A 14,005-nucleotide genomic window follows, 5' to 3' on the forward strand; every position below is an offset into this window, starting at 1 on the left:
AGTTTGTTGATTAAGGAGGGAGCGTGCGCTCTTCGTTGAAAAATAAGGCAATATTGCTTTTTGTTTTCGGTATGACTAATTTATTTAGTGTATATGCAGATACAATTAAGAAAAATAATGAAGTTAACACGGTTAATACAGTCCAGTCAGCTACTCAGACCGATGCAACTAACACAGCCAATACAGCAAATTCAAATAATAAGACATCGACTAATAGCGCAAATCCTACTACCAATAGTACGGCACCTACTAAAGGTGCAACCACTAATGGTATAACTACAACTAATGGAGCAACTTCGACTCCAGGACTGACTGCTCCTAATGGAACCCCTGCACCCACTACAGTTAACGCAAAAGTTATCCCTAATACAGGTAATTCAAATCAAGCATCTAAAGTAATTGAACCTTATATTGAGGGTATTTACCCAACTTACCCACCGACTAAACCTGCAACGGGTGAGCAAGAGGTGTTAATTAAGCGAGGTGAGTACTTAGCTAAAATGGGCGATTGCATAGCCTGCCATACTGATGTTAAGGGCGGAACACCAGCTTATGCAGGTGGTCTACCTATAGCTACACCATTTGGAACTTTTTATAGTCCTAATATTACACCAGATAAGGAAACAGGAATTGGTAGTTGGACTGAAGCAGATTTTATTCGAGCATTAAAAGATGGTCGCGACCCACATGGAAGAAATTATTTTCCAGTTTTTCCATATGTTTATTTTTCTAAAATAACCGATGATGATGCGCGTGCATTATATGCATATTTTATGAGTATTCCTCCTGTTAAGCAAAAAAATAAATCATTGCCATTTCCTTTTAATGTCCCGGGTGCGCGATTCACGCTTTGGGGATGGAACCTTTTGTTTTTCTTTCCCCAAGAAAATGAATTTATTTATGATAAAGATAAATCACCCGCTTGGAATCGTGGCAGATATATTGTAGATACCCTTGGTCATTGCAGTATGTGTCATACCCCTCTTAACATATTTGGTGCGGCTAAAAATCGTTATTATTTAACAGGTGGATTTATAGATGGCTACTGGGCACCTAACATTACGGCCGCTGGTTTAAAATCTGCAACCCACCATGAAGTTGCGCGAGTATTTAAAAATAGTGAGCTAATTAATCAAGCAGGCCCTGTAGCAGGCCCCATGGCTGAAGTAAATCACAACAGTCTTAGTAACTTAACTAATGAAGATAGATTAGCTATTGCAACTTATCTAAAAACGGTTGTTAGTGATGAACGGTTAGGTGTTTCTCCTTCAGAGCAAGCACCTACCTTAAAGCGTGGTAAGCAAGTTTATATTAATGCATGTATTATTTGTCACCAAAAAGGAATGATGGGTGCGCCTTTAATTGGGGATGGTGCAAATTGGTATACCCGCCTAAAAGATAGTGGTTTAACTGGGCTTTATCGTCATGCCATTTATGGTTACAACAGCATGCCAGTTAAAGGAGCCTGTGTGACTTGTTCTGATAATGACATTATGGCGGCGACTGATTTTATCTTAAACAAGTCGTTATCACGCTCACAATGGCATGATTTAGAATCAGGTGGTACAAAAAAATACCCTTCAAATGGAAAAACTGTATATAACGAAAATTGTAGCGTATGCCATAACGAAGGTAAAAATGGCGCTCCTAAAATTGGTGATAAGGCAATATGGGAGCCTATCATTGCTAAAAATATGGATGTGCTCATAGGGGATACTATTCATGGTGAATATCACCCCAAAAATGCTGGCTGCAAAGTTTGTAGTACAGATGAAATTATTGAAGCTATCAAGTATATGGTAAGCCAGTCAAAAACTGAGGGCAATTACAGCTTATGGTAGAAAATTAGGTTAAATACATAATAACAATTTGATTTAAACATAAGGCCGTAACTTAAATTAAGCTTAGGGCTATATAATGAGGTGAGGACGGGGATGCTAAATAGGTTTAAGGTAAGTAAAGTGCTTACCCTTTTGGCTGGATTAATAATCAGCTCAGAGGCACTAGCCAGAGATGAATGGCGACTAAATATGTATGAGGGTGTTACTCCCCTTAGTAAAGATATGTATTACCTGCATACTACATCGATGATTGTTTGCGCCGTTATTGGCGTAATAGTGTTTGGTGTTATGATTTACTCGTTAATTTATCATCGTAAGTCAAGAGGTTTTACACCAGCAACGTTTATTCATAATAGTCGCCTAGAAATTCTTTGGTCTATTATTCCCTTTTTAATCTTAGTGGGCTTAGCTATTCCTGCTACAACTGTTTTGTTGCGCTTAGACGATACTAGTGACGCTGATGTAACTATTAAAATAGTTGGCCACCAATGGAAATGGCAATATCAATATCTTGATCAAGGTATTAGTTTCTTTAGTAATTTAGCAACCCCATTTAATCAAATTGAAAATAAAGATAAAAAAGGACAATGGTATTTATTGGAGGTAGATAAACCCTTAGTTTTACCAGTTGATAAAAAAATTCGTTTTCTAGTTACCTCTAATGATGTAATCCATTCTTGGTGGGTTCCTAAATTAGGTATTAAACGTGATGCGATGCCAGGTTTTATGTATGAGGCATGGGCGCGGATTGAAAAACCTGGGGTTTACCGTGGCCAGTGCACAGAATTGTGTGGTATAGGACATGGCTATATGCCTATTGTCGTGCAGGCTGTTAACGAGGATGAATTTAATAACTGGGTTAACCAACAACCCAAAGTTACTGATCAATACTCAAGTGGAGCTGGTAATGCTCAAGCGCCAAAAAATATGACTAAAGAAGCGCTTATGACATCAGGTAAAGCTAAATATGAACAAATTTGTGTGGCTTGCCATAAAGCCGACGGAAAAGGGATGCCACCTGTATTTCCACCTTTAAAAGGTAGCTCTGTTGCTGTAGGGAAACCAATCTCAAGACATATAGAAATTGTCTTAAATGGTGTTCCCGGTACTGCGATGCAAGCATTTAAAGATCAGCTTACTGATGAAGAAATCGCAGCTATTATAACCTATGAACGTAATGCATGGGAAAATAACACAGGCGATGTTGTTCAACCTGCTGATGTTTTAAATGTGCGGCAGGGTGGAAATCAACAACCTAAAATGGTAAATAAAGCTCAAGCTGGAGGTTTTCGATGAGTGAAGTAGTAACCCACGATATTGATGATCATCACGATCATGGACCTGAGCAAGGCAAAGGTATTTTAGGATTTGTAAGGCGTTGGCTGTTTACAACGAATCATAAAGATATCGGAACACTTTATTTATGGCTAGCTTTACTCAGCTTTTTTATTGCCGGGGGAATGGCATTAATAATTCGGGCTGAGTTATTTCAGCCAGGGCATCGCTTTGTTGATCCCAATTTCTATAATCAGATGGTCACCTTGCATGGTTTAATTATGCTGTTTGGTGTGGTAATGCCGGCTTTTACTGGTATGGCTAATTGGCAAATACCTATGATGATTGGTGCACCTGATATGGCATTGCCACGCTTAAATAATTGGAGCTTCTGGCTTTTACCTTTTGCCTTTTCCTTGTTAGGGTCTACTTTACTTCATAGTGGGGGTGGTCCTAATTTTGGTTGGACAATGTATGCACCATTATCAACTAAATTTGCCCCGCCCAGTACCGATTTTATGATCTTTGCTATTCATATGATGGGTATTTCTTCTATCATGGGTTCTATTAATATCATTGCCACCATTCTCAATATGCGGGCACCTGGCATGACTTTAATGAAGATGCCTATGTTTGTATGGACTTGGTTAATTACAGCCTTCCTTCTTATTGCTATTATGCCTGTATTAGCAGGTGCTGTAACTATGATGCTTGCAGATAGGCATTTTGGTACAAGTTTCTTTGAAGCGGCTGGTGGTGGCGATCCTATTTTATTTCAGCATATATTTTGGTTTTTTGGCCATCCAGAAGTCTATGTTCTTGTATTGCCTGCTTTCGGTGTGATATCGGAAGTCATTCCAACCTTTAGTCGTAAGCCTCTATTTGGTTACCATTTTATGGTTTATGCAACAGTTGCTATTGCCGGTTTATCATTTATTGTTTGGGCACACCACATGTTTACAACCGGTATTGCATTAGGCGCTGAACTATTTTTTATGTATGCAACCATGTTAATTTCTGTGCCGACTGGAATTAAAGTTTTTAACTGGGTTAGTACCATGTTTAAAGGCGCTATGACTTTTGAAACCCCTATGCTTTTTGCAGTTGCATTTGTATTTTTATTCACTATAGGCGGTTTTACAGGTTTAATGTTGGCCTTAGTACCCGCTGACTATCAGTATCAAGATACCTACTTCGTGGTAGGCCACTTTCACTATGTATTAGTGCCGGGAGTGATTTTTGCGCTTTTAGCTGCTACTTATTACTGGCTTCCTAAGTGGACAGGCCATATGTATAATGAGCGATTAGGCAAATGGCATTTTTGGCTATCAGTTATTTCAGTTAACATTGCCTTTTTTCCAATGCACTTTTTAGGCTTGGCAGGTATGCCGCGCCGTATTCCAGACTATGCTCTACAGTTTACCAATTTTAATATGATTTCATCGATAGGTGCTTTCATTTTTGGTTTTGCACAATTACTGTTTCTTTATAATGTTATTAGAACGGTACGTCGTGGGCCAAAAGTAAGTGCCCAGGTTTGGGAGGGCGCGCAAGGTCTAGAATGGACTTTATCTTCACCACCTCCTTATCATAGTTTTACGATCCCACCAAAGATCGATTAAATGAAGTACTATCTCAAGAATTAGCTACCTGTCATTATGATAATTTATAGGTAGCTATATAGAGGAAAAATTAGTGGTAAAATGTCATACACGCTTAATTATTATCTTAACTGCCATTACGCTTGGGATGTTTGCTTTTGGCTTTGCGTTAGTCCCAATTTACAATCGGTTATGTCAAACTTTAGGTATTAACGGTAAAGTTAATAGCCAAGTGGAAGCATATGAGGCAACAGATAAAACTATTGATAAAAATAGAGAGATAACTGTTGAGTTTGTAGCTACTAATAATGGTAGCGTGCCATGGGCGTTTTATCCAAAAACTAAAAAAATTAAAGTGCATCCAGGTGAAATTGCAAAACTTGCTTTTTACGCTGAAAATAAAAGTAATTTTCGTATGACAGTCCAGGCTATACCAAGTGTCACTCCAGGAATTGCTGCTAAATATTTGAAAAAAACTGAATGCTTTTGTTTTACTCAGCAAACATTAAATGGGCATGAAGCGATGAATATGCCATTGTTGTTTCACCTAGATACTGATTTGCCAAAAAAAATAAAAACAATAACTTTATCCTACACTTTATATGATGTCACAAACCGAGTGATTAATTAATAAAGTTTGACTTAAAGAGATAATTTGGAGAATTAATTTATGGGAGCGCATGGCACCTATTACATTCCTAAACCAAGTCATTGGCCGTTAGTAGGCTCTATAGGTCTTACAACGACATTAGTTGGAGCTGCATCTTGGCTACATCATGATTGGTACGGTCCCTACCTTTTTACTTTAGGCTTTATTATATTAATTGGCATGATGGTTGGTTGGTTTGGCCAAGTAATTTATGAAAATGAAAAAGGGCTTTACGACCTTCAAGTTGATCACTCATTTCGTTGGGGAATGACGTGGTTTATTTTCTCAGAAGTTTGCTTCTTCGGTGCATTTTTTGGTGCCTTATTTTATACGCGGTATTGGGTTGTGCCTATGTTAGGGGGCGAGATAAATCCTATTACTCATTATTTGTTGTGGTCAGATTTTAAAGCTACTTGGCCTCTACTTATTAACCCAAATAATCAAATTTTTGCTGGTGCTAATGAAGGTATGGGTGCTTGGGGGCTTGCTGCTATAAATACTCTAATACTTTTAACTTCAGGTGCTACTATTACTTGGGCTCATTGGGCTTTAAAGTTAAATAAAAGAAAACAATTAGTCGTTGCAATGGCGTTTACTATTACTTTAGGTATTTTATTCTTACTATTACAATCTTATGAATATCATGAAGCTTATACTGAGATGAATTTAACCTTAGATGCTGGAATCTATGGGACTACCTTTTTCATGCTCACCGGTTTTCACGGCCTACACGTTACGATCGGTACTATTATGCTCATTGTTATTCTTGTTCGGTGTATAAAAGGTCATTTTACGCCGGAACGACACTTTGCTTTTGAAGCAGTGGCTTGGTATTGGCACTTTGTTGATGTCGTGTGGTTATTCTTATTTGTATTTGTCTATTGGCTATAGATCATATTTTGCAGCATGCCTTTCGTCTGAAAGGTTCAAAGATAACCTTTGTTCAGTAGGTTGGGCTTTGGCCCAACATTCACATGCTTATTATCAAGGCAAGGTCTGACCTAGAGTTACAATTGTTGGGCTAAAGCCCAACCTACTAATTAATAATTTGCTCAATTACCGTTTCTAATTCTTGTAGCGAATTATAATGAATAACCAGCGAACCTTTGCCAGCTTTACTATGTTTAACATTAATCTGTGTATTTAAAAGTTCTTTTAATTTTTCTAAATGTGAATAAATTAATGAAAACTGTGGCAGAGATTCACGTTCATTTGGTTCGGGTAATTTAGCTTCTTTAAGTCTATTAACCAATTGCTCAGTTTCTCTTACAGAGAGACTTTTACCAATAATAATATTGGCAACTTGTAATTGTTCTTTTTCATCAAGCACTAGTAAAGCACGGGCATGCCCCATATCTAAATCGCCATTATCAAGTAGTTTCATTACCTCAGGTGCAAGTGATAATAGGCGTAAAAAATTACTAACGGCGGCTCTTGATTTTGAAAGTAAGTCAGCAATTTGTTGATGTGTTAAGTCAAATTCTTCAATAAGTCTGGCCATAGCACGTGCTTGATCTAATGGACTTAAATTTTCTCGTTGCAAATTCTCAACTAAAGCCATAGCTATAGCAGTTTCATCGTCTACCTGTTTAATAATAACAGGTACCTCAGTTAAACCGGCTAATTGACTAGCTCGCCAGCGTCGCTCGCCGGCAATTATTTCATACTTGCCATTAGCAAGTGCACGAGCAAGGATTGGTTGTAGTAAACCCTGTTGTTTAATAGAGCTGGCTAATTCATGTAATGTTAAGTCATCTATTGCTGAGCGGGGTTGATACTTGCCTGGTTGTAAGCGATCAACAGTTAATATAACAATATCATTGGTAGCAGTATTTGAAATAAGATTAGGTGTAGAGGTACTAAGCAAAGCTGATAAATTACGCCCTAAACCGCCTCGTTTGATAGACATAACTAACCTCTCAACTTATTACAGATTGTCTTTTAATTACTTCCGCTGCTAATACCATATAGGCTGCAGCTCCTGATGATGTCCTATCATATTGTATAGCAGGCATACCATGACTGGGTGCTTCTGCTAGACGAACATTACGAGGAATAACCGTACGATAAACTTTATTACCAAAGTGTTGAATTAATTGTTTAGATACTTCTGAACATAAGCGATTACGAGCATCATGCATAGTTCGCAGTACACCTTCTAATTGTAAACGTGGATTAACTGAACTCTTAACCTGGTCTATAGTCGATAATAATGCTGCTAGGCCTTCTAGAGCATAATATTCGCATTGCATAGGAATAATGACTGAATCTGATGCTACTAATGCGTTGATAGTTAAAGTGTTTAAAGCCGGTGGGCAATCAATAAATATAAAGTCATATGAATTTTTTACAGATTGCAGTGCTTTAAACAAGAATGTTTCACGATGATTCCTATCCATTAAGCTTACCTCAGCCACGGTAAGATCACCGTTAGCTGGTATAAGATCAAAGCCGCAAGGTGTTGTAAGGCATGCTTGTTCTGCTAAACAATCGCGCAATATAACATCATTGCAAGTGTGCACTAAAGTGTTTTTATCGACACCAACACCCATTGTAGCATTTCCTTGTGGATCTAAATCAACAAGTAGCACTCGTTGATGACTTGCAGCAATAGAGGCAGCTAAGTTAATAGCTGTTGTGGTTTTACCTACACCACCTTTCTGATTGGCAATTGCTATAACTTTCGCCATGGTTTATTCCTTGGTTTTATTATTTTTTATAATTACGCAGCAGCGCTCACTTTCTAAGCCTGGTACATTGTAAGCTTTGACTTGATAAGAAAGGCTTACTACTTTTAGTTCGTCTTCTGGATGGCGGCCTTTCATGGCCAACCATATTCCAGAAGGTTCGATCAAATGCTCTGTCCAAGTTATCATTTGAGCAAGGCTACTGAAAGCTCGGCTCATAACTGTATCAAAACCTTGCGCTGGACGGTAGTTCTCTACACGAGATTGTTCAATTTTAATATTATCAAGCTTTAATAATCGTTTAGCTTCTTGCATAAAACGGACTTTTTTACCATTACTATCTAAAAGAACAATTTCTAAATTGGGATTGGCAATAGCTAAAGGGATTCCTGGAAGACCTGCGCCTGCTCCTACATCTATTAAGCGGTTACCGTAAATCCATGGTAAGATGGCAAGGCTATCTAATAAATGCTTAGTAACCATATCATCTAGTTGGCGTACTGCAGTTAGATTATAAGTGCGATTCCATTTTGATAAAAGCAGAAGATATTGAATTAATACATCTGGATTTACAGTTAATGCTAGCTGACTTAATCCTTTTCTTAATAATTCTTCTGCTCGCGCTTGCGCACTCATACTAAAACCTTATATTTTTTAATATAGATAAGTAATAGGGATAATGCAGCCGGTGTTACGCCAGCAATACGACTAGCTTGCGCTATAGTAGCAGGCCTAATTTTGCTTAATTTCTGTACTATTTCTGCAGATAAACCTGAAACCTGTGCATAATTAAAATTTGCAGGTATCGCTGTTTCTTCCTGTTTACGTAATCGTTCAATATCCATTTGCTGACGCTCAATGTAGCCTGCATATTTACTTTGGATATCTAGCTGTTCAGCTACTTCGTCAGCAAGTAAGGGTAGCTGAAATTTCTCAATAGTTTGTAATTTATGATAGTTAATTTCTGGACGTTTAATAAGGTCAGACATACGACAATCATGTTGTAGTGGTGTTGCGAGAAATGGTGCAAGAAGTGAGTTATCATTAACACGAGCCCAGGTAGTATGTAGTTTTTCTTGAGCTACTTTAATGGCTTCTTGTTTAATACTAAAAGCTTGCCAGCGTGCTTCACTAACTAAGCCTAACTCATAACCTTTTGCTGTTAAGCGTTGATCCGCATTATCTTCACGCAATAATAAACGATACTCTGCACGGGAGGTGAACATTCGATAAGGTTCTTGCGTGCCGCAGGTAATTAAATCATCAATTAATACGCCAATATAAGCCTCATCACGGCGAGGGCACCATAATGGTTTCTCTTGTATTAATAAAGCTGCATTTAAGCCCGCAATAATACCTTGTGCTGCTGCTTCTTCATAACCCGTTGTGCCATTAATTTGACCTGCGAAAAATAGATTTTTTAATGGTTTGGTTTGTAAGAAAGAAGTTAAGCCACGTGGGTCAAAATAATCATATTCAATTGCATAGCCAGGACGCGTGATATGAGCATTCTCAAATCCTTTAATGGTACGTACAAAACTAAGTTGAACGTCAAAAGGTAGACTGGTAGAAATACCATTAGGATAGATCTCAGAAGTCGTTAGTCCTTCCGGCTCAACAAAAATTTGATGCGAAAGTTTATCAGCAAAACGGACAATTTTATCCTCTATAGATGGGCAATAGCGTGGTCCAATGCCTTCAATAACACCAGCATACATAGGTGATTGATGTAAATTAGCACGGATAATATCATGTGTTTCTTCGGTCGTTTGCGTAATATAACAAGGTAGCTGTTGAGGATGTAAGGTAACATTCCCAAGATAAGAGAATACAGGCGTAGGCATATCACCAGGCTGCATAATCATCTTAGAGTAATCTAGCGTGCGCCCATCGATACGAGGTGGAGTTCCAGTTTTTAAGCGCCCAACGGGTAAATTCAATTCACGTAATTTGTGGGCTAAGGCAATGGCAGGCGGATCGCCAGCACGTCCACCAGCATATTGTCCCATTCCTACATGGATCTTTCCGCCTAAAAAAGTACCTACTGTAAGTACCACAGCTCGAGCGTTAAGCGTTAAGCCCATTTGCGTTACAACACCTGTTACGCGTTCGCCCGTTAGAATAAGATCATCTACTGCTTGTTGAAATAGGGTAAGATTAGGCTCACTTTGTAAATACTGACGAATTGCTTGCCGATAAAGAACACGGTCAGCTTGTGCACGCGTAGCACGTACCGCAGGGCCCTTAGAGGCATTAAGGATTCTAAATTGAATACCAGCTTGATCTGCTGCTAAGGCCATTACACCGTCTAGAGCATCGATTTCTTTTACGAGATGGCCTTTTCCTATCCCGCCAATAGCTGGGTTACAAGACATTTGACCTAATAAATCAAGGTTGTGAGTAAGTAGCAGCGTATCAGCACCAAGCCGTGCAGCTGCAAGTGCTGCTTCAGTTCCAGCATGGCCGCCACCAATAACAATTACATCGTAAGTTTTTTTTAAATTCATGAGTTAAAACTGAGCAACAAAAGAGTTAATTATACATTGTTTAAATAGGAATAGTAATTAGAGCCCGTCTGCAAATCTACTATCTTGGTCCAAAGGCCTGATTTTCTGTGCGCCAATGCTCACACACTACGTGTATGCCGTGCCTCGGTGCTCGAAAGTTAGGCCGCCTTTTGAGCTCAAGCTAGCGATTTACAAATACAGGCTCTCGGATTTTTCACCTTGTCTTTAAAGGTTATGTCAAAAGAAATTTATTTTAAAGTTATAAACGCTAGACGCTAGGCATCCAGCATTTATAAAGTATTGCTTACATAATATTACAAGGTTTACATTTAGACTCATTTCCTTGATTTTCGCCATGTTCATTGTTTTTATGTATTAAATCCTTCAATTTATGCTTAATATTGGAAAACTTTCCATGGCGATTACTACTAATTTTAGGCATAGGGTTTGAATTAACGGCCTCTGATTTAATTTCAGTAGCTTCACGCTGAGTTGTACCATTAGAGGTGTTAGAAGGAATTTCAGTTGGCACTTGTTTAGAACGATTCTGATGTTCTAAATTGACAGTAGCTACTTGAAAGTTGACATAAAGTAAACTCAGCGGGTTTGTCTCGGTCATGGCAGTAGGTTTAAGTCTTTCTAAGCTATTATTGACCATGGCTTTTTCATTACTTAAAGCTAATTTTTGTGCAATTTCAGCTTCATGGCCAGTTAAGTAAAAAGCTACTAACTGTGGATATTTATGAAATAAATCAGGATTAAAGTCTAGACTCGTAAAGGCTTTTTGCGGCTCTTCACCTCTTAAAGTGGTTAATAACCTTCTTAATACAAGAGCCTCTCCTAAAGCAGAACCAAGATTTGTATCAGAAAAGCCTGCACGAATGTTTTGGGTTAACTCTTTAATTTGATTATCTTGAGTTTTAGTAGCTAAATTAACAACGATGCTATCTAACTCCTGCTGAACAAATTCAATTTTCAAACGGCCAAATTCATTAAATAAATCAGCTCCAAACTCTTTATCAAGCAGGTTATTTTGAGGATGAGGATTTGCCTGATTCGCCATAGCTTGAATACGCTGACGAACTTCTAATCCTCTACTTAATATACGATGAAACGATTGTTCAGTTTCCCCATGATGGCGAAGTGCTTCTAATTGCATACTGAGGCCACGCATTTGGTTAGTAGGACAATTTAAAATTATTTTAGTTGCTAAATTAATTTTTTCCTTGCCATTTAGTTGTTCTAAGGTGTCACGATTTTCCGCAAATGCATCATTATCTTCAATTAATTCTTTATAGGGGTTTTGAAGGGTCTGTAACTCTTCTGTTGTGTATTTAGTCATCTCACTCTCCTTTTTTTGTAGGTATCCTGCTAAACAAATGAGATATGTTAATAGAATTTATTCTGACGCGCTTATATACTCATTCCGATTGAATGATAGATAAAAGCTACCTTGCTAGAACTTCTTACATACCTGTTAATCTAGGGCCAAATTTAGCCAAATTTTCAGCTTTATATAACGTTGTAAGTTCATTTTGCGCTAAGTGACATATATATTGCACGTACCCGTTGCTTCATTCACTTACCTTCAGACCAAAGCTTAAAGTCGAGGCTATATAGTAACTAAATCATGTAGAGATGCAAGCTGAGATTAAACAATTTAGACAAAAATTACTTAAGTTTTAGGTATAGGTGACGATTATAGCTATGAGTGTTGTTGCCTCAACAATAATAAAAAGGAGAGGGCAATGTCTAAGATTAATCTCTTACAAGATGCTTTTCTTAATGAATTGCGTAAAGAAAAGGTGCCGGTGTCTATTTTTTTAGTTAATGGTATTAAATTACATGGTGTAGTAGATTCGTTTGATCAGTATGTTGTTATGCTTAAAAACTCAGTAACACAAATGGTTTATAAGCATGCTATTTCTACAGTAGTACCTTCTCGGCTAGTTAAATTACCCATTAGTGATGAAGGAGATGTAGGACAACAGCAGCCTAATAGTTAAGGTTTCCTGCTATAGCTAGAAAGGTAGTATTATTTTAATAAAGAAAATTAATTTATTTATTCTAAAGCTTAATGCTAAACTTTCTTTTAGCATGGTAATATTTAAATTAGTTAATTTGACATAGAGGTATAGGTTTTGTTTGAACGTCCGCAAGGTGGTGAGCGTGCAGTTTTGGTGCAATTGGCTTTACCAGGACTAGACACTGAGCAGGCACTTTCTGAATTTAGAGAGCTTGCCTTATCAGCTCAGGCTGATATTGTTGCTTGTGTGCAGGGCGCACGCCATACGCCTGAGGCTAAATATTTTGTTGGCCTTGGCAAAGCGGAAGAAATCCGTGAACAAGTACTGGCTCACCAAGCGGAGCTTGTATTAGTTAATCATGATCTATCTCCTTCACAAGAGCGTAATCTTGAACGTTTGCTCCAGTGTCGAGTAGTAAGTCGTAGTGGGCTTATACTTGATATTTTTGCTCAGCGAGCACATACATTTGAAGGCAAATTACAAGTTGAGTTAGCTCAATTACAGCATTTATCTACACGTTTAATTCGAGGATGGACCCATCTTGAAAGGCAAAAAGGGGGCATTGGGTTAAGAGGCCCAGGTGAAACTCAGCTTGAAACGGATAGGCGTTTATTGCGTGAGCGAATTAAAACAATTAATAAACGCTTAGAGAAGGTTCGGAAAAATCGTGATCAAAATCGGCGTGCGCGTAAAAAGGCCGCGATGCCAACAGTCTCTTTAGTTGGTTATACTAATGCTGGAAAATCAACATTATTTAATACTTTAACTGGTGAGCATATCTATGTAGCGAATCAACTTTTTGCAACACTAGACCCAACTATGCGCAAAGTTTCTCTATCGGGATCTAATTCTATTATTCTTGCTGATACAGTTGGATTTATACGCGACTTACCTCATCAGCTGGTTGAGGCGTTTCGAGCTACTTTAGAAGAAACCGAACAAGCTGATTTATTGCTACATGTCATTGACATTGCTGATCCCAATTGGCGTGATAATGTAGTCGCAGTTGAACAAGTTTTAGCAGAACTTGACATCGAAGATATTCCTATTATTCAAGTCTTTAATAAGATTGATGAACAAGAAGGCTGGGAACCTAAAATTGATTGGCAAAAAAATAATTGTAAAGTTTGGTTATCAGCAAAGACTGGCGCAGGTATTAACCTCTTACTAGAAGTGATTGCAACTCAGCTACAAGGAGTCGCGTTTGAAGAAGAATTTTTTATTCCTTCAAGTCAAGCTCGTTTACGTGCACAACTTTATGAGTTAGATGCAATATTAAGTGAATCTATAAATGATGGTGAAGATGGTTGGTATGTAACTGCTAAACTAACCCAAGCTCAAAAACGAGCCTTATTTCATGACAACAAGTTAGCTTAAATTAATAATAAAGAATTCTTTTTAATTGGTCTTTATGCTAG

The 14,005-nt window shown here is 38.0% G+C and carries 12 protein-coding genes; 7 read left to right on the forward strand and 5 right to left on the reverse strand.

What is annotated here, in order from left to right:
* The first annotated feature begins 23 nt into the window (after nucleotides 1-23).
* The 5 genes from ACNVED_RS00450 (at nucleotide 24) to ACNVED_RS00470 (ending at nucleotide 6,257) form a co-directional block, all read left to right on the forward strand.
* Nucleotides 24-1,841, forward strand: a complete 1,818-nt coding sequence (locus ACNVED_RS00450) for a c-type cytochrome (protein ID WP_419419808.1) — start codon at nucleotides 24-26, stop codon at nucleotides 1,839-1,841.
* Between the two features lie 93 nt (nucleotides 1,842-1,934).
* Entirely contained in the window at nucleotides 1,935-3,137 is a 1,203-nt protein-coding gene (coxB, locus tag ACNVED_RS00455) for a cytochrome c oxidase subunit II (protein ID WP_419419809.1), read from the forward strand.
* Nucleotides 3,134-4,738, forward strand: a complete 1,605-nt coding sequence (ctaD, locus tag ACNVED_RS00460; RefSeq protein WP_419419810.1) for a cytochrome c oxidase subunit I — start codon at nucleotides 3,134-3,136, stop codon at nucleotides 4,736-4,738. The genes coxB and ctaD overlap by 4 nt, the downstream gene beginning before the upstream one ends.
* 73 nt (nucleotides 4,739-4,811) lie before the next feature.
* A complete protein-coding gene (locus ACNVED_RS00465; protein ID WP_419419811.1) occupies nucleotides 4,812-5,348 on the forward strand; it encodes a cytochrome c oxidase assembly protein in 537 nt (178 codons plus the stop codon).
* 39 nt (nucleotides 5,349-5,387) lie between these two features.
* Nucleotides 5,388-6,257, forward strand: a complete 870-nt coding sequence (locus ACNVED_RS00470) for a cytochrome c oxidase subunit 3 (protein WP_419419812.1) — start codon at nucleotides 5,388-5,390, stop codon at nucleotides 6,255-6,257.
* A gap of 145 nt (nucleotides 6,258-6,402) precedes the next feature.
* Here the strand turns inward: ACNVED_RS00470 and ACNVED_RS00475 are convergent, their stop codons facing one another.
* The 5 genes from ACNVED_RS00475 to ACNVED_RS00495 all read right to left on the reverse strand — a co-directional run bounded on the left by ACNVED_RS00475 (nucleotide 6,403) and on the right by ACNVED_RS00495 (nucleotide 11,902).
* A complete protein-coding gene (locus tag ACNVED_RS00475; protein WP_419419813.1) occupies nucleotides 6,403-7,275 on the reverse strand; it encodes a ParB/RepB/Spo0J family partition protein in 873 nt (290 codons plus the stop codon).
* A gap of 10 nt (nucleotides 7,276-7,285) precedes the next feature.
* A complete protein-coding gene (locus ACNVED_RS00480) occupies nucleotides 7,286-8,056 on the reverse strand; it encodes a ParA family protein (RefSeq protein WP_419419814.1) in 771 nt (256 codons plus the stop codon).
* Between the two features lie 3 nt (nucleotides 8,057-8,059).
* The gene (gene rsmG, locus ACNVED_RS00485; RefSeq protein WP_419419815.1) at nucleotides 8,060-8,689 is read right to left on the reverse strand and encodes a 16S rRNA (guanine(527)-N(7))-methyltransferase RsmG; all 630 of its coding nucleotides are present in this window, start codon (nucleotides 8,687-8,689) and stop codon (nucleotides 8,060-8,062) included.
* Nucleotides 8,686-10,560 carry a tRNA uridine-5-carboxymethylaminomethyl(34) synthesis enzyme MnmG gene (gene mnmG, locus ACNVED_RS00490; protein ID WP_419419816.1) on the reverse strand — a complete coding sequence of 625 codons (1,875 nt, stop codon included), beginning with the start codon at nucleotides 10,558-10,560 and terminating at the stop codon, nucleotides 8,686-8,688. The genes rsmG and mnmG overlap by 4 nt, the downstream gene beginning before the upstream one ends.
* A gap of 304 nt (nucleotides 10,561-10,864) precedes the next feature.
* The gene (locus ACNVED_RS00495) at nucleotides 10,865-11,902 is read right to left on the reverse strand and encodes a hypothetical protein (protein WP_419419817.1); all 1,038 of its coding nucleotides are present in this window, start codon (nucleotides 11,900-11,902) and stop codon (nucleotides 10,865-10,867) included.
* Between the two features lie 406 nt (nucleotides 11,903-12,308).
* Between ACNVED_RS00495 and hfq the strand changes: the two genes are divergently transcribed.
* Nucleotides 12,309-12,566 carry an RNA chaperone Hfq gene (gene hfq / locus ACNVED_RS00500; RefSeq protein WP_419419818.1) on the forward strand — a complete coding sequence of 86 codons (258 nt, stop codon included), beginning with the start codon at nucleotides 12,309-12,311 and terminating at the stop codon, nucleotides 12,564-12,566.
* 135 nt (nucleotides 12,567-12,701) lie between these two features.
* On the forward strand, nucleotides 12,702-13,964 hold the full coding sequence (gene hflX, locus ACNVED_RS00505; RefSeq protein ID WP_419419819.1) for a ribosome rescue GTPase HflX: 1,263 nt from the start codon (nucleotides 12,702-12,704) through the stop codon (nucleotides 13,962-13,964).
* The last annotated feature ends 41 nt before the right edge of the window (nucleotides 13,965-14,005 follow it).

Origin of the sequence: Legionella sp. D16C41 (assembly GCF_048541585.1) — a bacterium.
Taxonomy (GTDB): Bacteria; Pseudomonadota; Gammaproteobacteria; order Legionellales; family Legionellaceae; genus Legionella_C.